Origin of the sequence: Cohnella yongneupensis (genome assembly GCF_042655785.1) — a bacterium.
In the GTDB taxonomy this organism is placed as follows: Bacteria; Bacillota; Bacilli; order Paenibacillales; family Paenibacillaceae; genus Cohnella; species Cohnella yongneupensis.
Map to the genome: position 1 here is coordinate 113,065 of NZ_JBHSNC010000010.1, position 22,322 is coordinate 135,386.

Here is a 22,322-nt window from a genome sequence, read left to right on the forward strand (position 1 = left end):
ACACCATCGCTGTCCTATTGAATTACCTAGCAATGTAGCTCCACATTTAGGACATCGTTCGGTCGTCCATTCCCCGCGTAGATCCTCATTAGGTTCACTCATGCGCATTCTCCTTTCAACGTCGTACCTTATCGAAAGCCTTCTCGATCCTATCCAATAACCAATAAAGCGCTCGATGTATCCTCGTTGCTTTTATCAGCGCCTTTACCGCTTTCCGCAGCTCTTCTTGTCGAGCGATAAAGCTGTCATGGTCCATATGATCACTCATTCCTAGCAATAGCTGCATTAGCCCAGAATACCGACTGTTCGAGATTGGTGATCGACAATGCTCTTTCTCGAGAGTCAGGCGCTAGATCGGCAATGAGATAAGCGAGCTCCTTTGCCTTATCACGAATAGCCTCGTACTTCAGCGGTTGCCCTTCCTTTGGAGCGTGATAACTGAAATTATTCTCGATTACCAGATTCGGTTTCATTGAACATTCCTCCTAATGGGATATTTGTATATGAAAAAAGCCGCCCTTAGAGGACGACTCGAATTATCGCTTTTTGCACGTATTATCAGACATATATATAAAGTTATCTTTTAAATATCTTTATAGTATATATCTTTGTCCTACAATTGCAGTACAAAGTGTCCTACAAATACAGGACGCAAACTGTACTACAAATACAGGACAGACTGTCCTACAATTACAGTACACCTCTACTGTCCTACAATTGCAGGACAGATGCGGTTAAAATGATCAAAATAAAAAGCACCCGAAGGTGCCTAGAATGATCCATTAATTCTTCCCAAGAGAAGAGTTATATTCTTAATATCAGAAAAATTAGCAGATTCAATTTCATTTTTCTTTTCGTTCAAAAAAGTAATTCTCTCTCGCAACTTCGCCAAATATCCACTATATTCTTCATACACTGGACCTTCTTTGGCGCCTTCACTTTCAATAATCGAGTATAAGTCTTTATGTTGCTCGAGATTCTGCAATTCTTCTCGAATATCAAAGGACTTCCCATCTGCAAACGTGTATATACTTTTTAATCTCGCATTAAGTTGCTCCTGTACCCTACTCAGTTGACTCAATCGTCTCACCTCCCACCACAACTATACAACATCTTCCAATTTTCTGCATAGTGTGATATTTTCAGGGAGAAATAACAAGATGACTGGAGGTCAATAATGTTACGTCTCGTCGGTAAGATCCTTAAGACAAATGAGCAGATCCAAGATGCGATCGATAACCAGATTGCGGTTAACGTCTGGCAGAACGGCAGCTATATTGATCAAGGTGGTCTTATCCAGCGTCAAACAGATGATGTTGTAGTAATCGATGGAGATTTCTTTTTAAAAGCCACTTGCGAGTTTCGTACTCGCTAAGTGGTTCTTTTTTTGCAAAGAAAAAGCGCCCGGTTAGGCGCCAATGATAGATGCTCCGATTATGTCATCCACCTTAAACCGCTCGCCATCAATCAGGAATGTGCGAGTGTACGGATCCACCTTATCGACTACACCGATCGCCAAGCAATCCTCGTATTCATGGTATAGCTTAAACTCTGCTACCGAACGCAGCCCGAGCGACTCCATGAGAACCCTCATAAACTCCTCGAGCTCTTGATCATCAAGTGTCGGGCGAGTGCGTCGCGGCTTCAAGTCCGCATTGTTCAGCGCGATGATCCGCTCCTTGTGCTCCGGCAGCATCATTCGCGATGACTCCCAGAATCCATTACCTTCGAGTTTGTGTCCCATGAGATCACCCTTTAGAGATTTGGTGTTCTCATTATACACGAACAAACGTTCTTGTATCCAATCTTATTTTTCGATACATCGAAACCGTCAAAAAGCACTCAGCTGCATTGGCTTAATCAGGCCGCCGCCTTGATGCGAACCTTCCGGATTGGTTGTCGTTTAACGGCTTCGATCTAAGAACGACCATTACCCCAGCAACCATTACCAGTGGCGGCCAGAGCCTCAGAAAGGAGTGTGCACCTCGCGCTCTGGTTTTCCCCTATCCAGAAACGTCATGTCGTCGAGGTGTCTTGGGGCAGGTGTGGAGTAACGAATATACGAGAGGTGCATGACGCCGGCTCAACGCCCGGTCAGGATCTCTCAGGGATAAGCAATGGAGCGGCCGGCGGGAACCCTAGCCTGAAATTCTTTCTTTCCAGTGCAGTTTTCTATGGCAATTAGAACAGAGCACACAGCACTTTTCAATCTCAGCTAAGATTGATTCTCTTCCCTTGCCAAGCCTGAGGCACTGAGCTATGTCAAAACTTTTTGTTGTAGGATCTCGGTGGTGAAAATCCAAGGCAGCGGGATGATTCTCGGAGCATAACTCACATTTTAGCTTAGACTTATATTCCTCAAGCCACCGTTTAATTTCATTTTTATATTCCTTCGCCTTGCGCATCACTTCGCGTTTATTCTTTTCGTAGTGTTTTCTCTTGTATTCGATTTGTTTTTCTTTATTAGCTTCCTTCCATTCCCTAGAAGACATAAAGTATCTCCTGCTAGTACCTCTGTAATAAGCCGACAGCGTTCCATCGTGGGCCGCAGCCCTCCGGTATACGCTGCCGACCTAAAGCCTCGTATGCCCTCCTCTCATGGATCGTCGCACACAATACATTGACAAGTTACATACGAGATCAGGAAACCGCCGTCGGAGCTTTCACCGCAATAGAAAAAGCCGACCTATTGGCCGGCTCGGTTCGTGCGCCGCGGATCGTGTCCGCGAGTCGCAACCAGTATGAACGGGGCATGCATGCCCCCGCGGTGTCCTCTGTTCGGTTTCCCGATGATATAAATATAACAGGTTAAAAGTCCAACAACACGCAAGTAACCCGAATTAATTCAACAAAAAAGCATCACGAAAAAAAATTATATTATAGGGTACTGCGGAGAATTGTTGTTGCCATTGATTTTGAATAATCGTTTTGCTTCGATATTAAAGCATCGACGGCACAACTTGAATTCCCGTCTAGAATGATGATCCCTATGGAACCCGACTGCTGCCTCGATTGCAGAAAAGCCAATCCAAGCTGTATCGTATATGTAATCCATCGGATCGTTGTTCTCGTCATACTCCTCGTAACTCTTCGCAAGAACCACTAAGGAGCAGCTATCCTTATGTAATGTAAGACGATTGGTCCGTTGCTCGTATTTAAGCCAACAATTGATCGTCATGGGAATAATCACTCCTCATGTCGAATGGTACCACAAATTTAGATTTCAAAGAACAATATATGTAAAGGGGAGCGTTCGACGGCCTGTTCTGCTTGCATGGGAATAATAGGAATTGATACCGTTTGTTTGGTTGTCTATAATATCAGTTATCAACCCAAAGATCGAAAACCAAATGCAAGCGGAGGTATTGAATTGTTAAACCCAGACTATCTCTCGAAGCTCGGCATCGAAAACATCGTCAACTACAATCGCAAATCACGCCAAGATGAAGAACTAGAGAAGCGCACAGGTGAGGACACGCTCAAATCGATTCGCGATTTGATGGATCGCGTTCTTGCACCTCTGGGGATCCCATACGACCAAGAAGATGAGATCGGATCTGGTGATAAAATCTCGAGCCGCCCGGTCTTTCAAGATGTGCTTGTTAAGCTGCGGGAAGGTAAATATCAAGCGATCGCGGTAAAAGAAATTACCCGGATGGGCCGCGGCAGCTACACCGATATGGGTGTGATTTACGATCTTATCGTCGATAAATGCATTTTCATCATCACACCTTGGAAGGTGTACGATCCGAGGAATAATGCCGATCTACGTCAAATCCGCTTCGAACTGTTCCTGTCTCGTGAGGAGTTTGAGACTACTCGGGAGCGCCTAACAGGCGGACGCTATAATAAGGCTCTGGAAGGACGTTGGATGGCCGGCAAGCCTCCGTTCGGCTATGACCTGAACAAGAAGACACGAAAGCTTACAGTCAACCAAGACGAAGCAACAATCGTCCGTTTGGTCTATGACCTGTACGTGAATGGAATAGCTGAACAGGATGGAACTCGGCGCGACGTCGGTCACAGGGCTTTATGCACTTACCTGACCAGGAACGGTGTACCTTCCCCTTCTGGCAGCTACAAGTGGTATACTTCCGTTCTCCGATACATGCTCGTAAATGAGGTATATCTCGGTACGATGATCTACGGCGCCACCAAAGGTGGAAATCGGAAACAAACGAAGCCTATCGAAGAGCAGATTATCGTTGAGCATGCTCATCCGGCAATCATCGATGCAGAAACGTGGGCTGCATCTAAAGAAAAAGATGATGCATCGAAAGTTCCAGAATCTCAGAAGTCTAAGGTTAAGCTGGACTTTGTGCCAAGCGAACTCACCGGCTTGATTGTCTGCAAAGTATGTGGAAACCGAATGTTGAAGCAGTTCACGAAACAGCGCTATACGCGCAAAAAAGATAACGTCCAGATGGAATACACCAAAGAATTTCTATGGTGTCGCAATCCCGGATGCACATTCGTGAAGTACAGAGCGATCGAAGAAGATCTCCTGTTTACCATGCGTCATCTGGTATCACTGGACAAAGCCAGCATGGAGACGACATTGCAGCAGCTCGCTGACCAGGAGACTAAGAAGCGATCGAATGAAGATGATCTGAAGGTATTGCATGAAAAGAAGCTTCAGGATCTCATGACCAGACGATCATTCATTTTGGAGAAATACGAGAGCGGCATGTATTCGGATGAGCTTTATCGCGAACGTATGGAAGAGGTCGAAAAGCGGATCAGTGAGTTGAATAAATCTGCTCAAGAAACTGAGATCAGCTACGTGAAGAGCGAAGCCCGACCAGATATATCACTGATTCAAGGTCAAATCAGCAGCCTTGTTGACACATATACTAATGCGACGAACACAGCACTTAAGAATGAGATCCTACGTAAGGTATTCAGCTATGTGGTCGTCGAAGTAATTGAAAAAGGGCGCGGCTCAATCCCCGCGAAACACAAGGTTTATCCAGCCCTGAACCCTCAAATAGCATCCTTCGATTTCTTAGTTGTATGAATACCTAATCGTTTTGTCCTGCACAAGCAGTTCAAAGACTTCGCGTTCCCGAATGGTTAGGAGAAACTTACTTTTGTGGTCGCTGCCTTTCAACGTGTGTCACCCCTCCTTGCCCGGGAATGTAGTGAATACAAGGTATAGGGATACAGTCAACTTTATCATATGAAAGGGCTTTTCGGTCGGTGCGGAGGACGAGGAAAATGGGCGGTTAAAACGATGGGGACCTCGTTGAAACGCGTAAAAGCCGGCCCATCTGGACGATGGACCGGCTTGATTAAGGTTATTCGCGGTTAGCGGTTGCTTCTGCTGGATTCAGCAGGGAAGATCCGTTCGACTAGCGCGTTGAACTCCGTAATGAAGCCTTGAACCGGATGGCCGCTCCGAACGTCTTGGGCGAAGCCCTGCATCCGGCTCATGAAATCCGGATTTTGCGTGACGTAGACGTTCTCGGTCGACGGCGACATCGATTTGACTTTGTCGGCGATCTTCGTCTTCGTCGCGCCGGACAATTCAGTCGCGCTGTGGGCGTGCATGCCTCCGCCTTGTTCCTTAACCGCCACGTACGCGTTGCGGTCCGTCATCATGACGTAAGCGGAATCGATGCCGGGCAATGCTGCCACCTTGTCGGCGATTATATCGCTCATCTGCATATGGGCGTTGCCGTGCATGCCTACGACGTTATTGTTTGCCCGACGTTCGCCGTTGATTCTGTTCATTGCGTTCCGTTGATCGTTAGCGAATCGCATTTTGTTCGTGCCGATGATCCCGTCGTTGCTCACGGCGTTCGGTCTTATGTTTTTATTGCCGAGATCGCCGGTTTTCTGCAAACATCCTGTAACCGTCAGCGCAGTCGATAACAGCAACGTACCCATGACCAATCCTTTGCGCATTTGCTGAATCCCCCTCTTGGTGTAATAGGCATATGCCATTACACGTTAAGATTCGCAAGTTGGCGAAACGGTATTCATGGGGGACGATTACGATATATCGCTCGCGAGTACTCTTACCACGGAACAGGGCCATCCTCGTTATAGAATACGCCGGTAGGGCCGTCAGGCGGGAGTGTGGCCAACCGTACCGCTGCGATCGCCCCTTGTGCAGGACTTCTCGAACCGGCATGGCCGGTCATATCCGTTGCGCAATAGCCGGGATCGGCAGAATTGACTTTAATCCTGGTGTTCTTTAATTCATTCGCGAAGAATACGGTTAGAGCGTTGACGGCCGTCTTGGAGGAGTTATACCCGAGAACCAAGAAAGAAGCGAGCTCGAAGCCGGGGTCGCTGTTCAGAGTCAGGGACCCTAGGGAGCTGGACAGGTTGACGACCCGGCCGTTGTCGGATTTCCGCAGCAATGGCAGCATTGCTTTCGTGGTCCGAAATACGCCGAATACGTTCGTGTCGTAAACTTGCAACAAGGTGGCGACGTCGTTCTCGCTCGGCTCTTTCTCCTGTAAGAAAATACCCGCGTTGTTAACCAGAATGTCTAGCTTACCGTACTTTCCTTCGATAAATCCTGCCGCCTGATCGATCGACTGATGGTTAATGACATCCAGCCGAATGAACTCGGCCGAGATTCCCTCCGCTCGCAGCCGGTTCGCCGCCTCTTGGCCCCGCGCCTCATCCCTTGCTCCCAATAACACCGTGACGCCTTCCTGTTGACCAAGCTGCCTGGCGATTTCCAAGCCAATGCCTTTATTCGCCCCGGTGATTAAGGCTATACGTTCGAATCTAGCCATTTCTCATTCGACCTCCGCAGCCACATAATTTACAAGCTCCAACCGAGTTGATTTTGTATGATGCCGTTAGCAGTTCAGCCTTATTTAACCATCTAAATTGTCATCGCGGACAGTGACCCCAGTCACCATAACTGTCACATTATGCCATGGCTTCATTGCCGAGCATTTGCCCTTTCTTCGCGTCGGCTTCGGCTACTTTCTTTAACAGCTTCAGGCTTTGCTCCGTCGTCCGCGCTAGATAAGACTGGTACATGAATCGGTCGGCGATTCGTCCGAGCAAGGTGTCTTTCGGGGTGAAATTCTGCGTGGCCCGGAACCGACACCGCGAATCGCCGAGCTCTTCGTACTTCCACGTGCCTCCGCCTTTCACGAAAGGCATTCCCTTCGAACCGACCAATACGACAGCGCATTTGCTGCCGGGTTCGAAGACGACCGTCTCCAGATCGAAGTAGAACGGTCTGCCCCACGCCTTACCGAGCGTTCGCATAATCGTTCCTTTCTTCTGCGTCTTCGCGTTCAACAGCTCCACCCGATTCACCCGGCCGTCCCACTCCGGCCTGCGCTCGGCGCTTTGCGTGAGCGCCCATACGATTTCGATGGGGGCATCGATATCGATGGACGTATCGTATTTTGCCATGCGTAACAACTCCCTCTTCCTATGATTGTGACTAAATATATCACCTGTCTAGGAAGCGTTCTATTCTACGAAAGTAGAAGATGCGGTAGACTTTCGTCGATTTCCATCGGATGTAAGCGCGCGGGGCGATCATTCGGCGTCAAGGAACAGCGAAGACCCGCTCGGCTGAGCGGGTCTTCGCAAGGGGAGCGTTCCTCTTCCTCGACTGTTACCGGTTCGTCTCTTGCCGGCCGATACGCATGGCCAGCTGGCTGCGGCGCTTAAGCCCAAGCTTCTCGAATATGGTCGAGAGATGCTTCTTCACCGTCGCTTCGCTAATGTACAACTCCGTCGCAATATCGGCGTTGGACAGCCCTTCCGCCGCAAGCAACGCCACTTCGCGCTCCCGCGCGGAAAGGATCTTCGCAATATGATCGGCGTCGGCCGAAGGCTCCGCCGCGCGCCGCCAGGCGATACCCGATCGGTTCAATAGCTGCTCCAGCAACCGAGCCAGTCGTTCTCCGCGCGTATCGAGCACCAGCATGGGGGCAGGAATTCCATCGTAGCATACGTGTTCCGAGCCGACGGCCGCTTCAAAACCCATTCCTTCGTGCGTGCGCATGAACACCTCGATCGGCGGCGGACAGCAAACAAGAAGCTTGCCCGAGCACAGATAGCCGAACATGAGCGAGAAGATTTCCGTATAACTGAGATGATCGGCCCAATCGCGATAATCGATGGAACGAATGAACCAACCCGCCGGATTGTCGGGCGAAGCCTCCATGGACCGGCGCACGGCCGTAGATAGAGTAGCCAGGAACGGAGCGCTGAACGGGTCCCGGTTCATATAGGCAAGCGTCCCGGCATGAATCGGCAATATGGCAGCCAGTCCGACAACCTCCCGGTTATGATCGCGAAGTAAATGAAGGCTTCGACGGTCCATCTCGTACCACGCTCGCGGAACCAGTCCTTGCAGACTGGCTTTCGGCATCGCGTCCGAAAACTCTGCGCGAACCTCTTGCCCGCTATCGGGTTTGATCGCGACAGCCGAGATGATCCGGTCAGGCGCAGCGAACCGATGCTTGATGTATTGTTCCGCTTCAATAACCGTCTCGCTGTTCACCTGCTCCCACAGCGAATAGGTACGGGCGTTGCGGTAAAAGGCGGCTATCGTCTCCCCGCCGACGAGTTGATAGAGCTCGCCAACTTCGGGAGTTACGCTTCGCGTCCCCGAATATTCCAGAATCCGATCGGCGAAATAGCTGGCAAGTCTGGCGGTAAGCGCTTGGTGCCGGTCCGGTTCGCGCTCGCGAAGGTAGGCGGCGACCGCATCCCGCATCAGATCGTGCATGGCCCAGCCTTTCTCCGCCTTCCGAATGAACGAGACTCGAATCAGTCCATCGAACGAAGCGGGCGGAAGCTCCGGAACGTTCAATGCCGCAGCCAGAATGCTCGCGTTAAACCTGGCGGGCAGCGACGCCGCTTCTACGAGAAGACGCAAGTTCGGATCGGCGGCCTCCTTCAACCAGACGTCCGCCATGACATGGAACCAGGAACGGCTGTCCATGGCATCCGCATTCGTGCCGATGCTCGAGCGGTGCGCCGTGGCTAGCGACATCGCGAGCGGATGACCGAGAGAAGCTAGCCATACGCGATCCGCTTCTTCTCCTTGCGGCAGACCGCAGCGTTCCGCATACTCCTTAGACTCCTCTCGTGACAGCGCGCCCAGATGAATCGGGTTCAGGCGCTCCCTCCAAGCAGGGGACACGGTCCATGTTCCGCCAAGCGGGAATCGGCCGGCCGTAATCAAGAGAACGCAGTCCGCAACCCGGGCGAACAGCCTCTCGCGCAGCCAGACTTCCAAATCGGAGAACTCCTCGAACGTATCAAAAGCGAGAATCACCCGGCGCTGATTCGCGATCTCGCGCAGCGCTCCGATACACGCTTCCGTCCACGCGGATATGATGCTGTCGCTTCCCGGCATCCGATCCGTCGCGACTTCCAGCAACGCGAGGATTCTGCGGCATACCTCGTCCTCCCGATGAGGAAGATCGCGGCTGTCGACCAGCACGAATACGGCCCCGGCACGCTCGGCGTCCCGGCGGAATGCGGATAGCAGAGACGTTTTGCCCATGCCTCCTATTCCGCTGACGCTCCAAAGCGTGCGTTGCTCCGTCCGACCTGACAAATAGTCGCGGAAGCGTTGACGCTCGGCGTATCGACCGACAAAATAGTAATCTTCCCGTTCAGCGAAGCTTTGTTCCCTCTCTCCGGTTCCATCGTTCTCGAAACTTGTCGTCAATCGCGTTCACCGCCCGCACTCGTGGATATCGTTGTCTACTAAGAGTATAGGGCTTTTTCTGGCTTGGGCATAGCATTCTCGGAACGCCGGCGCGCGGTTGCATCGCCAGACAAACGAAAGAGCGTCGGGAGCCTAGTACCCCCGGCGCTTTGTTCGCTTCTTGTGTTATTCGATCTTCCGAACTTGAATACCCTTAGAACGAGTCCGGCTTAACGATCATGAGAATAAAGATGATAAGGCCGAGGCCGGAAGCCGTGTACAACAACCCGCTAGCCCGATTGACCCATTGCTGCTGCTCTGCCGGAAAAGCGTTTACGTGCTCATTCACGGGATCGGATAGCCAGGCGCCTATTTTCTTAAGAACAGGACCGATTCCCGCGATCATCGTAATCTGAATCAGAACGTAGATCACTAGCGTTCCGTACATCCAGATTTGGGCGAAAGTCCCGTAATTCCCCGACAGAGCAAGGCCGAGGCCCGATAGAACGGCGATGCTGCCTCCGATTTTCGGAAACATTTCCATTCGGCCTACGAAGCTGATCGACGAGCGATATTGCTGTACGCTCTGGTTTCGCCGAAGGAACACATGTCCGAGATACGTAGGTCCGATTCCGATCAACGCCGACAGAACATGAACAACAACTAAAAATTCCCATCCATTCATTCGATATAATCCTCCATTCGCGCGAGCATGAGGCCGTCGTCATGGCCCCCTCTACTTTAGCACCCGCGAAGAATAGAGGTAATTATACGAAAGTTGTAAATTTGTAAATGGCGCCGATCTCGCGGGTCGAGAACATAAACAAGCCTATTCGGCATCCCATGAAGTGATCCAGCTTGTAGATCATGCGATGAGCGGGCCCGATCCGTTTCCATTCTCCGCGGTCGAGATAGGAGAACTTCGGTTGCCGGCCGATCGTCGACAAGGTTACCGAAGATCGACTCGTCTTCGCTGTCCCGTGCCAATACGACCAAGTAAGCTTGCCTCGATTCCTTGGTTAACGCGATTAAACCGTAGGTGCCGATCAGGAAGCATAACCCTGCATAATCCCCGTCATTCAGTTCGCTGGCATCTAACGTTACCGTAGCTTCGCATGCAGGTCCCATTGCGCGCTGCGTTAAAGTATTTACCGCGAACGTCAAGTTCGGGCTAATCCGACTGGAGGAAACCCGGTAAACGCCCGGTTTGGGACAGCCCCTTATCGCGGAATACTAGACGATTATTCCATTTGGATCTTGAAGACGATCGGGCGAGAACTCTTGACCGTTGCCGTCCGAATCGTAAGCGCTTCGTCGTCGCGGTCCCATGACGGCTTCTCGTCGAATCCGAGCGCGCGAATATCCCGAATGAGCCCATGATAATAGGGAGATCTCTCTCTTAATGAACGGATATGCACGACGCCGTCTTCCGGGCACGCCATAACCGTGGCGTATAAATAGCTTCCCTTGGCGGTGAACCGGATGTCCGCGCTTGTAAAAGCAGTAGCCGTTCCGTCCGTAAATTGCCCTTCTTTGATTTCCGTCGGACCTTCGCCGAACGTTTTCCAATACGACGTGCCGTAAATCGATTCGCCGTTAACCCGCAGCCAATCGCCGATGGCTAACAGAATCGCCCGGTCCTCTTCGGGGATCGTCCCGTCCGCCTTTGGCCCGACGTTTAGAAGCATACTGCCGTTTTTGCTTACGATATCGACCAGGTTCTGAATGATCTCTACGGGCGATTTGTATTCATTATCGGAAGTATAGCACCAGGAGTTTCTAGCAACGGCCGTACAGGTTTGCCAGAAGTACGGCTTCAATTCGGCGAATTGGCCTCTTTCCACGTCGAGTACGGCGGTGCCGAGCATGAAGGCGTCGTGCTTGTAATTGATCGCGACGGGATATCCCCACTCATCGCCCTTGTTATAATAATACGCCGCGAATTTCTTCAGATACGGCTTGAACGCCGTCGTTTGAATCCACCAGTCGAAATAAAACACTTTCGGACGATAACGGTCCACGAGCTCGCAGCAGCGAAGCAGCCAATCCTCAAGAAATTCTTCACTCGGAGGGGATCCTGACAGATCATGATGATCGGGCTCCGGCATCGCCGGCCAGTAGAAGTCGCCGCGTGCAAGAGGTTCGTGAATGTCCGAGTCGAATTGTTTGCCATGCGACATGAAGAACCAATGCTCCGCGCGGTGGGAAGAGACGCATAATTCCAGCCCTTTGCCTTCGAACGCGGATTTCATTTCGGCGAGAAGATCCCGTCTCGGGCCCATGTCATAGGCATTGAACCTCGAAAGCCCGCTTCGGTACATCTGGAACCCGTCATGGTGCTCCGCGACCGGCATCACGTATTTGGCGCCGCTGAGGCTGAACAATTCCGCCCACTCTTCCGCGTCGAACCGCTCCGCCTTGAACATCGGAATGAAATCCTTGTATCCGAACTGCTTGTGATCTCCATAGGTGCGGATATGATGCTCGTATTCCTTGGAATCCTTGATGTACATATTGCGAGAATACCATTCATTCGAAAAGGCGGGGACGGAATATAAGCCCCAGTGGATGAAAATTCCGAATTTGGCTTCTCTGTACCATTCCGGAACCCGGAATGACGCGAGGGAGTTCCAATCTTCTTTGAATCGGCCTCTTGCTATCGTGTCCTCGATCGCTTGCAATTTGTTCGTCTTGTCCATTTGGCCCTGATCCCCATTTCGGTTGTTCTCTCTCTCAGGATATCGTGATGACCGATGGGGAAGAATCGATAATATTCATTTATTCTTGTAATTTATTAACTTGTAAAAGGTGATTCGATTGGCGGTAGGCGGATGGAGAGAAGCCCGTCATCGTTTTGAACAGCTTGGACAGGTAAGAAACGTCGGGAATGCCGACCGACCTGCCGATCTCGGCAAGCGTGAGATTCGTCGTCGTCAGCAACCACTTCGCTTCCTCTATTCTTTTGTTGTTGACGAATTGAATAGGGGAGGTGCCGAAGTGTCGTTTGAATACGCGGATGAAATAATTCGGATGCAAATGTACCCTATCGGCCAAATTCCGGACTGTCAGGTTGTCGCGATAATGAGAGTGAATGTAGGCAATGACCGACTGGAGCGGCTCGAATGCCGCGTCCAGCCGAATGCCGTCTTCGCTACCGTATGCATGCTCCAAGTAGTAAGCAATCAGATTGTAAAGAGAGGCTTTAAGCAGCAGAGGAGAAGTTGCGAAATCGGATGTCCAGTTTGAAAGCAAGTCGCGAAATAACCGCTCGGGTTCCCTGTCATTGCAAGTATCGATGAAGTAAGGCGTCTTTAGCAAATCGAACAGGTTGTTTTCCCCGATTTTGGCCGTAAAGTGGCACCAGTATTTCGTATAGCGAGGTCCATCCGTGACGGAGTACGATTGCTTCACTCCTTGCGGCATCAGGAACCATTGCCCTGGTATGGGATAGTATTCCGATCCATCGATCTTAAGCCAGCCTTCCCCTTCGCAAATCAAATAAAATTTGTTGTAGTCCGGCGTGTAGTCCAGTTCACGCCAATCGGACCAAACCTGGTTGTATGACATTGCGGTCACGTTAACTTGAAGGTTAGCGAGAAAATGCCGGATCAATCGATGTCGAGAATGGTTCATGAGCGTTCTCCGATCATGAGAAGTTGGGGTGTTTAGCCTGCATAATAACTCGTTATCCATACTATCACAAACTTTGCAAACGTTCTCTAGAATGCTGACGCCACACTTATTGATCTTGCTCTATCGCGAGCTTGACAGGACATACTCTGAAAGCCATAATAATATTTAATACCAGGTACTAATACTATGTACTAAGATAGGCGAATGAACGAAGAAGAAGGAGGACTTCCCATGGCTTCTCTAACGAACGCAACCGCCGGTGCCACGCGCATTGCCTCCAACGCAGTAATAACTGCTATCGGCAGCTATGCGCCGGAACGTGTAATAACGAACGCGGATTTGGAACGCATGGTAGAAACCGACCACGATTGGATCGTTCGGCGTACCGGTATCGTTGAACGGCACCAGGCGCGGGACGATCAATATGCAAGCGATATGGCCATCGCGGCCGCCCAGGATTTGTTCCGGCGGTTCCCTATTGCTCCGGAGGATGTTGACGCCATACTTGTCGCAACGACGTCACCGGATATGGCTTGCCCATCCGTCGCTTCGCGCGTACAACTGGCGATCGGCGCTGCTAGCTGTTTAGCCGTCGATATGAATGCCGCATGCGCGGGCTTCGTGACCGCTCTGCAAATGGCTAACGGTCTTATCCTGACGAACGCTTACCGCAAAGTGCTCGTCATCGGCGCGGAGACGCTTACGAAGCTAACGGACTATACCGATCGATCGACCTGCATCCTGTTCGGCGACGGCGCCGGCGCCGTCCTCGTGGAGCGCGCGGAGATAGGGTCGATGCTCGCTTCAAACGCCGTAACGGACGGCGCCGGAGGCTTCCACGTGTATGCTACGGGGCTATCCAAAGTAGGTGACGGCGTTCCGTTGCAAGGCGACGGCAAGCTTGTCCAGAACGGCAGAGAAGTGTACAAATGGGCGCTCTCCACCGTGCCCGAAGGCGTACAACAACTGTTGCAAGCCATCGATGCGACGATCGACGACGTCGATTGGTTCGTTCCCCATAGCGCGAATTTGCGGATGATCGAGGCAATCTGCGAGCGGCTTGGCTTGCCGATCGATCAAGCGCTGCATAGCGTTACCCAATATGGCAATACGTCTTCCGCGTCGATTCCGCTTGCGCTGGACGTTGCTTACAAGGCAGGTAGACTAGCTCCTGGGCAACTGATCGTACTCTATGGCTTCGGCTCGGGCCTCACGCAATCCGGCTTGGCGCTGCGTTGGGAACTTTCCTCGAATTAAATCGATAAAGGGATGCGCGTTCTATATGCGACGCGCATCCCTTTCCTTATCTCTTCGCACGTCTGCGAACCGATTTATGCCTTCTTGCACGACCGACCGCACGCGTCGTTCGGCTGGATCTGCGTCTGACGGGATGAGCGCGGCCAGTAGGCCGATGTAAGTTCCTCCGCGCGGTCGGTCTTGTTTTCTTCCGCTTCGATATCGTTCGAATTTGTCTATTTGAACGTGCGCTGATCGTACGCGCGCGACTTGGTGTCGGAGCCGGCGCATCCTGCGGCGCCGTCAAGACCGGAACCGGAATCGGCGGTCGATTTTTCGGGATCACATCGATCATGGCCATCAATGCCGACAGCTTGACGCGGAAGCGGTCGACTCCGAACTCGCGCAAAGCCGCATCGCTGTTGCGCTTAGCAATAACGAGCCGATAGGTCTCGTCTTTGACTAACCAGCGTACACGTTCCGTAAGCCCGGATATGTCGCCTTTAGGGACTAAAAACCGCTCGTTGCCCGTGGCGGTCAATATTTCCGCGAGGCCGCCGGAAGAATAAGCTACGACTGCTTTGCCGAACATCATCCCTTCGAGCGACGTCATGCCGAAGCCTTCCGTCATCAGGCTCGGGACGACGACGATATCCATTGCCGGATAAACTTGATGAATATGTTCCGCGAACGGATAAAACACGAACCGGTCCTCGAAACCCGCCTTGAGCACCCGCGTGCGACAAGCCATATAATGGCCTTCGTCGACTTGGCTGCCGACGATGAGAAATCTCGCGTTCGGATTTTCCGCGGCGATCGGCAGCATCGCTTCGACGAATTGAAGCTGTCCTTTGTTCGGATAGATCGTAGCCGCTATGAAACCGACAACGCAATGCTCATCTTTCCAGCGATACAGCCTGCGAAGCTGCGTTCTAGCCTGCGGCCACACGCCGGGCACAAGCTCATCTAGCTTAAGATATGGCGGCATCTTGTACGTCTTGCGCGCGTGTTTTACCCCTTGAAAAGGCTTGAGCACCGTTCGGGACATCCCGACGATAATATCGCAGTTGGCTGCGATGAAGGCTGCACATTTATCCCGATGCACCGTATCGTATAGGGTCTCCATTAATAACCATACCGTCGGTATGCCTCGCGAGTACGCGGCCATCGCGGGAAGAGGATGAACGGACGTATTCACCATGACGACGTCGGGACGCTCATGAGCGAGCAGAGCATGTACCGTTCGCCATGCGGGCTGTTGCTTCAAAGTTTCGATCTCCTGGAAGACGGAGGGCGCGCAAGTATATAACGAGAAGCATAGCGGAATATCGAGCACGACCGTCCGGATGCCTATGGACTTAGCTTTATGCGCGATCGCGCCGAACTCCGGCACGATCATCACGCAGTCATAGTGAATCACCAGCTCCTGCAAAAATAAAGAAAGTACTTTCTCTCCGCCCGTAACGAGCACCGGGTTGCAAATATGCGAGAAAATGAGCAGCTTCGGTTTCGTCCGGTTCATGGCGACATCGCCACGTCGAACAGTTGATTCAGTCTCGACGCATACGTATGGTCCCTCATCGTTCGATAAAGCCCCCTGAGCGCGATCTCCTGTCGCTCCGATTCATGATGTAAGTAATACTCCGCTTTATTCGCCAAATCCTGAGGCGAGTCGTAAGTAACCACCTCTACCCCCGGCACGTAAAATTGTTCCAGGTCCTGCCGCATGTCGGTCATCTGAAGCGTACCCGAAGCCGAGATTTCGAACGTGCGCGGATTCGGCGATACGGCTGCGACTTTGGCTTTGTTCATATTGTAAGATTCGTCATCAGTCGAGCGATGCGCGTTAATGACGATCTTGTTGGCGTTGTATCTCTCGCACGTTTTCGAGGGATCTTGCCAGGCTTGATGATCGAAGTGCCCCTTATACTTCGTATAATTCGATAGCCGATCCCACCACAAGCCGGAAATGTACAGTTTATGTCGCGCGATAAGCGGAATAAGCCGTTCGAAAAAATACACCCTGTTCCAATAGGCGGAACCGATAAAGGTAATGTCTCCGCGAAGCGCTTGCCTCGGGTTGAACGGACGGAAGGCCGGCGGGAATACTCCCAGCGGCAAATAGTATACGCGCGCGCAGCCCAGGGTTTGATAGAATGGCAAGCAATTTCGTTCCAGCGTAAACACGCAATCGTAATGCGGGGCGATGCCTGCCGTGATGTCCGTATAGTAGGGATCGTCGGTAAACCAGATCGCGGTCTTGATGCCTAGCGCTCTTACGGCGGTCACCTTCTCGGGCGGCAAGTTCATTCCGTCCAGCACGAGCATTAGATCCGGCCTCGCTTGAGAAGCGATGAATGCGATGTCCTGTTTCGGTTCGGCTATCGTGACGCGGGTCGCGACTTCTTTCAACGTCTCCTGGATGGCAAAATCCAGCGGGCTATACGGATAGCCTTTGCCCGAGGTCACGTACATGACGTGCAGTGGGCGCTTGACGACAAGTGGCATCGCTCGCTGCCTGGCGACTTCGCACCTTCCGAACCAATGGCCGTGGCTCCATCCGAGCGCATAGGCATCGCTTCGCGCCTGTCTTCGCGAACGTATCCTCCATGCTGCCATAGCAATCCCTCCCGCGCTAAGATATAGTACCGAGTCTTATCGGATTCCGATTATGTCCAATAGCCTTTTGATTCGATCGTCGAACGTATGATGCTTTCTCGTGCGCCGGTAACCTCTCGCGGCAACTTGCAGTCTTTCGGAATCGTGTTTGAGATAATGATCGATTTTCTCCATCAAATCTTTGGCATCGCGATAGACCGCAAGCTCCGAGCCGACCGCGTACAATTCCGGAAGCTCGCTTCTCGCATCCGTTAACTGCAGCGTACCGCATGCCGACATGTCGAAAGTACGGGGATTGATGGACTCCGCGGGCCAATCGATTTTGTTGCGATTCTCGGGGCTCGCCCCAGGGACACGATGCAGATTGATGACGATTTTCGCACCGTTGTAGTACAAGGCCGACTCAGGAACCGGAACGCCGTTTTTGTTGAGAAAACGTTCGATGAGCGGATAGTTTTTCATGCGGTCCCATAGCGCGCCGGCGATAAACACCTTCTTGTCTTTCAAATAAGGAGCGATCTTATCGAACAACTCAATCCGGTTCGGAAAGCCCGTGCCGATGAAGCACACGTCCGTGTCATACGTTCTAGGCACCGGCATCGGCCGGAACATGCCGAAGTGCGCGGCGAGAGGCAGATGGTGTACGTTCGCGCAGCCGATCGATTGATATAAACTTACGCAGGATCGTTCATGCGTAAAGACGTAATCGTAATGAAGCGCCAGCTTCACCGTATTGTCGGTTACATAAGGATCGTCGACGAACCAGACAACGACCGGGATGCCCATCTGATGCCGAATGGCGTCGATCTGTTCCAAATAGTCTTTGGCGAACAGATGAACGCCGTTCAAGACGACGATCGCATCCGGTCTGTGCTGCTCCGCTTGACGTTTGACTTGATCGTTGGAACCCAAAATCACTTCCGAAACGTTAGCTTGCAGGGCTTCGAATATTCCGGCATCGATAGCTTCGAAGCCCTGCGGAACATAGAGCACCCGCCCGTTGCGTATCGGTCCTGCTTCCGGGACGATCGACTCGTCGATCCGCCCGCAGGCGCCGAGCCGCCATCCTTGCATCCAACCGCTGCGGAACGCCGATTCACGTTCGCTTTGTCGTCCCATTGCTTCACGATGTGTCCGCATCCTCATCACCCGCAATCAATATATGCACATTAGCGGGGATGGACTTGGATACATACCCGCCCGAAGCGCGAATTTAGGCACAAGCATGGACGTTTGTCCCGCCACCGCGACTAACCGGACAACAGCAAGGGATGGGGCATCCTTCTTAGCCCCATCCCGGTATTAGGCAACCCTATCTATCTCCGTTCACGCTTGCTGTTCGTAAGCGATCTGATGGCCGTCCTCGAAGCCTTTGCTGAACCCTGCATTATATCCTTCGTTATAAGCCTGGGTCAGATCCGCGCGCGGCCTCTGCAACCTGCTTGCTATACGCCGCCTGCGACCGCGAATGAGACTTCTGTTGCGGAGTTTGCCGATGCCGCTTCTCGACTTCCGTCGTCTTGTCGTCGGACGTTTTCGCGTACCGCTTCCCCTTACCTTCGCCTTCCCTCCGACTCGCTTGCGCAATCGAGAGCTTCGCTTTTTCCGCTTCATTACGAGGCACCTCCTGGAAGTATGTTCCTCCGGTTATCGCCGATTGCCGGCCGTATGTTGTCGGCGTTGCGAAATTTGTTCCGATAACCATGGAGAAGCCGGCGTACCTCTTACGGGCGGGCGCCAACTGAATCCGGTAACCATGTGCAGCAAAGCACCTTGCATGCCCGTAATGACCCTCACGTGCTCTTGCAACGTCTCCGGAGTTACGCCCGTCAGATCAGTGACATTCGCCGCGTTCTGCAAAATTTTCGCCAATGCTTCCTGACTTCTCGCGATGGAGCCCATCAAGCTAAGCTTGATCGTCCATTCCTGCTCACGCCGGCTCATTTGCTTTTATCCTCGGACCCGAATCCGCTCATGAACGACGACATGGCGTCGGAGTTATCTTTTTCCGGATTGATGATTTCTTTAAGGTTCCGGCTTAGACCATTACATAGCTTTACGAGTCCGTCGATTACTTCGACGTTTTGCTCATGAAATTGCAAACAGGTCGTCAGTTGCTCGCTATGCGCTTCGTAAGTATCGTTCGTAACGTGATGAAGCAGCCAATTCCGGACTTTCTCGGCTTCCGTAGCTTTCGCTTCGAGGATCATCGCTACGTTCCATTGCATCTTGGCGATCGCGTCAAGCGTAATATTATAAGCATCTTCGCGCGTCATTGTCGCCCTCCTTTCCAGGCCGGTATCGTCACTCTTCGTCCCCTGAATTCCCGATCGCTTTGAGCACGTGCGTCATGCTATCCGCTACAGCTTCCTCGAGATCCGCTATGCTGTTCAAAAAAGAGATTACGCTCTTGGTCACTTCGGTGGAGCTATCGACCAATCCGCTCAATCCGTTCAGATGAGGATGCTCGTTCGGCAACACGTCGATCAGCTGCGCCATTCGGACGGTCACTTGCCTCTTGGCGCTCAAAATTCTTGCCATCTGCTGATGGGAGTGAGACAAGTGGATGACGATCTCCGTCAATAGCTCCTGTTGCATTTGTTGCATGCGATCCGACTCCTCCCGTCGCTCTAATCATCTATAGCATATGCCGCCTCGCGTCGCTTGCCACAGCGGCGCCGAACAACAACTGCCCGCTCGGCGGCAGGCAGGCGGCCGAGCGGGCAGTGCGTCTTTATAGCGATTGCTTCATGACAGGCGGGGCAATGATCGGTAAACCGACGTGCAACCTGGATAATTGATCGGACGATATCGTCTTCTCGGGTTTGAGGTGCAAACTCCAACCGCGTAAGGCAGATTCGCCTTGCAGCTTGCGAATCGTGCTCCCCTCGATATAGTAAAGCGCTCCGTCCGGCATCTTAACGGTGCAAGTTGTAGCATCGGCCGCATCCGCTCCCGATTGCCCGAACCATCGGCGTTCCGCTTCTCCAGCTTGTATCGGTTCCCCGATCGGCCAGCGGAGCAAATCGACGTGCGACACTTTGACGACGGGCACGTTCACGACCCCGTTCACGAGTCTTCTCGTCCCCTGCTCGATCCAAAAATAGTCCGCGCCGACTCCCCTTACGATGATGCGTTCCGGATATAGCGCTGCCGTACCCGCTGGCATGGCTCTAGATACGGCGTGTACTTTTAGAGACTCCATTAGCTCGCCGATTCGGGGCCATTTGCGATTATAGAACGCCTCGTTCTGATTGTTTACCTTTACCATGCGATCTCCGACCGCTTTGATGCTCACGCTGCCGATATGATGAATGAAGGAATCGTCGGCGATCATCAATTTTTTGCCAAGCAGCTGTACGCGGACGCTATAATCGTTATCTTCGTAATTGCCGATCTCGAATCCCTCGTCGAAATAACCGACCTCTTCGAACAGCTCCCTGCGGAACAGCAAGCAGAACCCGATTAGCTTATCCGTTTGCCGCCAGCGCGATGGATCCGAACGGTTGTTGCGCCTAGCGAACTCCGGCATCTCCCTAAGCGATTTGTAGGGAACCTTAACGAGCTGGCTTCCGCTGATGTAGTTGGTAATCGGACCGACCATGCCGATGCGTTCGTCGCTGTTCAAGCAACGCAGCATATTGGTCAGCCAGTTCGCCGTAACGATCGTATCGTTATTAAGCAGGACGATGGTGCGTCCTTTCGCCATCATCAGACCGACGTTGATCGCCCCGGAAAAGCCGTAGTTTTTGTCCAACACGCGAGATCGGACCTCGCCGCATACTTTTTGTAAATAGGCAGCCGTGCCGTCGGTCGAAGCGTTGTCCACGACGATGATCTCGTAAGGCTCCGGCGTGTTCCACTTGATCGTCTCGATGCATTGCTGCACGAGCGCCGCTTGGTTGTAGGTCGGAATGACGATGCTCGTGCCTTCGAACGGCACCGGATACCGCTGTATCCCCGTCTGAACGCCAAGCTGATAGCCTTGTTCAAAACCTTCTTTGAAAATCGCGCCGTAACCGTCATTAATCGGTTGGTTAGCTACTCGGACTTGGCGACGGCCGGCACTTCCTCTTGCGGTACCGTTCCTTCGCCGCCCGCGTTGCCCGGCGGATCGACGATTGTTCCGATGCGATGGGCTACGGGACGCCGCCATGCCTCTCACCTCTCTTATTCGCTTTGAATCGCGGCGATTCTCGTTTTGATCCCCGCTATTTGATCGGCCAAATGGCCGAAATCGATCGCTACTTTGCCCGTAAGCTCAGCAATGCGCGCGACGATCGGAACGGCCGGGATGCCCGCCGACACGATCGCGAGATCGAAGTCGTGCGTTACGGCCTCGGCGACGACGCGCCCGACGTCCGGATATCCTTTGACCGGGCAGACTATCCCCGCGACGTTATGGCCTTGAGCCTTCAGCGCCTGCGCTAGTTCCGCCGCGACGTTGCCGACTAGCAGCAGCCTGCGTCCCGCAATCAACCGTTGCAGGTAACCGTGCTCATGGAGCGCATAGTTCATCGTCGAGGTCGTGAGCTTGAGACTAGAGCATGCTATGCCGTGCGCTTGAAAAACGCGAAATAATAACGGTTGAAAATGCGGTTGCCTGGAAATAGGCACGCCGACGAGATTAACGGAACGAATGATCCGGGCTAGCTCGTCTCGCGCCTCGAGGTCCGGTACGACGATACCCGCGTACGGCAAATAAGGACTGGACGCGCGAACCTCGGACACGGGCAATACGACGTTCTGGGCGAGCGTCATTAATTCGCCGTCCCCGAGACGGACGAACGCATAGGGACGCCGGTTCCGAATCGCGTCCTCCAACTCCTCGAAGACGCTCTCCATTCCGAGCAAAGGCAACGCCCTTGCTTTTAACGCTTGGACGCCTGCCGCCATCGCCTCCGTCGCCGTGATCCCGGGAATGATGGCATCGGTAGGCAAATGTTTCTCCAATAATCTCTCCGCGCCGTCTATCATCCCGCGCTTGTAGCCGAGTTCGTATTCGGAGCTGAAGGAAGCCCCGTATCCGGAACCCGCATTCGTCGGTAGCTGGCTAACCGTCTTTCGCTTGGGCGACCGCAACGATGTACGCCTAATCGAACGACGGTGTTTGCCGGTACGGCGTACGCGGATTTTGCTGCGGAATCGCTTCGACTGTCGAGAAGACCGAATAGCCATAATGAGG

General features: G+C 52.5%; 24 protein-coding genes and 1 pseudogene. 3 read left to right on the forward strand and 22 right to left on the reverse strand.

The genetic code is table 11. The annotated features are described in order from the left end of the window. Window positions 1-260 precede the first annotated feature (260 nt). Together ACFPQ4_RS03325 and ACFPQ4_RS03330 are read right to left on the reverse strand one after the other, a co-directional pair. The gene (locus ACFPQ4_RS03325) at window positions 261-473 is read right to left on the reverse strand and encodes an Acb2/Tad1 domain-containing protein (RefSeq protein WP_378110324.1); all 213 of its coding nucleotides are present in this window, start codon (window positions 471-473) and stop codon (window positions 261-263) included. Window positions 474-769: 296 nt separating this feature from the next. Further along, entirely contained in the window at window positions 770-1,081 is a 312-nt protein-coding gene (locus ACFPQ4_RS03330) for a hypothetical protein (protein ID WP_378110325.1), read from the reverse strand. Window positions 1,082-1,177: 96 nt separating this feature from the next. Between ACFPQ4_RS03330 and ACFPQ4_RS03335 the strand changes: the two genes are divergently transcribed. Then, window positions 1,178-1,375, forward strand: coding sequence for a hypothetical protein (locus tag ACFPQ4_RS03335; RefSeq protein ID WP_378110326.1), 198 nt, complete (start codon window positions 1,178-1,180; stop codon window positions 1,373-1,375). Between the two features lie 33 nt (window positions 1,376-1,408). On the opposite strand, the gene ACFPQ4_RS03340 is transcribed toward ACFPQ4_RS03335, so the two are convergent. After that, window positions 1,409-1,699 carry a YolD-like family protein gene (locus ACFPQ4_RS03340; RefSeq protein ID WP_378110327.1) on the reverse strand — a complete coding sequence of 97 codons (291 nt, stop codon included), beginning with the start codon at window positions 1,697-1,699 and terminating at the stop codon, window positions 1,409-1,411. A gap of 439 nt (window positions 1,700-2,138) precedes the next feature. After that, entirely contained in the window at window positions 2,139-2,492 is a 354-nt protein-coding gene (locus ACFPQ4_RS03345) for a hypothetical protein (protein ID WP_378110328.1), read from the reverse strand. An 878-nt stretch (window positions 2,493-3,370) separates the two neighbouring features. On the opposite strand from ACFPQ4_RS03345, the gene ACFPQ4_RS03350 reads away from it, so the two are divergent. Further along, complete coding sequence (locus ACFPQ4_RS03350; protein ID WP_378110329.1) at window positions 3,371-5,017, forward strand: recombinase family protein; 1,647 nt, start codon at window positions 3,371-3,373, stop codon at window positions 5,015-5,017. A 3-nt stretch (window positions 5,018-5,020) separates the two neighbouring features. Here the strand turns inward: ACFPQ4_RS03350 and ACFPQ4_RS03355 are convergent. The 9 genes and pseudogenes from ACFPQ4_RS03355 to ACFPQ4_RS03395 all read right to left on the reverse strand — a co-directional run. Continuing rightward, window positions 5,021-5,110 (reverse strand): annotated as a pseudogene (locus tag ACFPQ4_RS03355) (helix-turn-helix domain-containing protein); the annotation flags it as partial. 197 nt (window positions 5,111-5,307) lie between these two features. Continuing rightward, on the reverse strand, window positions 5,308-5,907 hold the full coding sequence (locus tag ACFPQ4_RS03360) for a YhcN/YlaJ family sporulation lipoprotein (RefSeq protein WP_378110330.1): 600 nt from the start codon (window positions 5,905-5,907) through the stop codon (window positions 5,308-5,310). A 113-nt stretch (window positions 5,908-6,020) separates the two neighbouring features. After that, window positions 6,021-6,752, reverse strand: coding sequence for an SDR family oxidoreductase (locus ACFPQ4_RS03365; RefSeq protein ID WP_378110331.1), 732 nt, complete (start codon window positions 6,750-6,752; stop codon window positions 6,021-6,023). Between the two features lie 139 nt (window positions 6,753-6,891). Continuing rightward, window positions 6,892-7,389, reverse strand: a complete 498-nt coding sequence (locus ACFPQ4_RS03370; protein ID WP_378110332.1) for an SRPBCC family protein — start codon at window positions 7,387-7,389, stop codon at window positions 6,892-6,894. Window positions 7,390-7,597: 208 nt separating this feature from the next. Further along, window positions 7,598-9,670, reverse strand: a complete 2,073-nt coding sequence (locus ACFPQ4_RS03375; protein WP_378110333.1) for a LuxR C-terminal-related transcriptional regulator — start codon at window positions 9,668-9,670, stop codon at window positions 7,598-7,600. Window positions 9,671-9,863: 193 nt separating this feature from the next. Continuing rightward, complete coding sequence (locus tag ACFPQ4_RS03380; protein ID WP_378110334.1) at window positions 9,864-10,334, reverse strand: DUF2269 family protein; 471 nt, start codon at window positions 10,332-10,334, stop codon at window positions 9,864-9,866. A gap of 56 nt (window positions 10,335-10,390) precedes the next feature. Next, on the reverse strand, window positions 10,391-10,813 hold the full coding sequence (locus ACFPQ4_RS03385; RefSeq protein ID WP_378110335.1) for a beta-xylosidase family glycoside hydrolase: 423 nt from the start codon (window positions 10,811-10,813) through the stop codon (window positions 10,391-10,393). Window positions 10,814-10,890: 77 nt separating this feature from the next. After that, the gene (locus tag ACFPQ4_RS03390; protein WP_378110336.1) at window positions 10,891-12,348 is read right to left on the reverse strand and encodes an alpha-L-fucosidase; all 1,458 of its coding nucleotides are present in this window, start codon (window positions 12,346-12,348) and stop codon (window positions 10,891-10,893) included. 79 nt (window positions 12,349-12,427) lie between these two features. Continuing rightward, window positions 12,428-13,282 (reverse strand): AraC family transcriptional regulator, encoded by an 855-nt coding sequence (locus ACFPQ4_RS03395; protein ID WP_378110337.1) that lies wholly within the window; start codon window positions 13,280-13,282, stop codon window positions 12,428-12,430. A gap of 231 nt (window positions 13,283-13,513) precedes the next feature. Between ACFPQ4_RS03395 and ACFPQ4_RS03400 the strand changes: the two genes are divergently transcribed. Further along, window positions 13,514-14,539, forward strand: a complete 1,026-nt coding sequence (locus ACFPQ4_RS03400; protein ID WP_378110338.1) for a ketoacyl-ACP synthase III — start codon at window positions 13,514-13,516, stop codon at window positions 14,537-14,539. A gap of 46 nt (window positions 14,540-14,585) precedes the next feature. Here ACFPQ4_RS03400 and ACFPQ4_RS03405 read toward each other — a convergent pair whose 3' ends face one another. From ACFPQ4_RS03405 to ACFPQ4_RS03445, 9 genes are all read right to left on the reverse strand, one after another. Beyond that, window positions 14,586-16,040: a glycosyltransferase family 4 protein gene (locus ACFPQ4_RS03405; RefSeq protein ID WP_378110339.1), complete on the reverse strand. Its 1,455-nt coding sequence runs from the start codon at window positions 16,038-16,040 to the stop codon at window positions 14,586-14,588. Further along, window positions 16,037-17,137, reverse strand: a complete 1,101-nt coding sequence (locus ACFPQ4_RS03410) for a CgeB family protein (RefSeq protein WP_378110340.1) — start codon at window positions 17,135-17,137, stop codon at window positions 16,037-16,039. The genes ACFPQ4_RS03405 and ACFPQ4_RS03410 overlap by 4 nt, the downstream gene beginning before the upstream one ends. Before the next feature lie 36 nt (window positions 17,138-17,173). After that, on the reverse strand, window positions 17,174-18,277 hold the full coding sequence (locus ACFPQ4_RS03415) for a CgeB family protein (RefSeq protein WP_378110341.1): 1,104 nt from the start codon (window positions 18,275-18,277) through the stop codon (window positions 17,174-17,176). A 186-nt stretch (window positions 18,278-18,463) separates the two neighbouring features. Continuing rightward, window positions 18,464-18,751: a hypothetical protein gene (locus tag ACFPQ4_RS03420; RefSeq protein WP_378110342.1), complete on the reverse strand. Its 288-nt coding sequence runs from the start codon at window positions 18,749-18,751 to the stop codon at window positions 18,464-18,466. 33 nt (window positions 18,752-18,784) lie between these two features. Further along, window positions 18,785-19,081, reverse strand: coding sequence for a hypothetical protein (locus ACFPQ4_RS03425; RefSeq protein ID WP_378110343.1), 297 nt, complete (start codon window positions 19,079-19,081; stop codon window positions 18,785-18,787). Next, window positions 19,078-19,413, reverse strand: a complete 336-nt coding sequence (locus tag ACFPQ4_RS03430; protein WP_378110344.1) for an alpha-helical endospore appendage domain-containing protein — start codon at window positions 19,411-19,413, stop codon at window positions 19,078-19,080. Before ACFPQ4_RS03430 ends, ACFPQ4_RS03425 begins: the two co-directional genes overlap by 4 nt. Before the next feature lie 28 nt (window positions 19,414-19,441). Beyond that, window positions 19,442-19,744 carry a nucleoside-diphosphate sugar epimerase gene (locus ACFPQ4_RS03435; protein ID WP_378110345.1) on the reverse strand — a complete coding sequence of 101 codons (303 nt, stop codon included), beginning with the start codon at window positions 19,742-19,744 and terminating at the stop codon, window positions 19,442-19,444. A gap of 127 nt (window positions 19,745-19,871) precedes the next feature. Further along, window positions 19,872-21,293 carry a glycosyltransferase family 2 protein gene (locus ACFPQ4_RS03440; protein ID WP_378110346.1) on the reverse strand — a complete coding sequence of 474 codons (1,422 nt, stop codon included), beginning with the start codon at window positions 21,291-21,293 and terminating at the stop codon, window positions 19,872-19,874. A gap of 14 nt (window positions 21,294-21,307) precedes the next feature. Beyond that, entirely contained in the window at window positions 21,308-22,315 is a 1,008-nt protein-coding gene (locus ACFPQ4_RS03445; protein WP_378110347.1) for a GT-D fold domain-containing protein, read from the reverse strand. Window positions 22,316-22,322 lie beyond the last annotated feature (7 nt).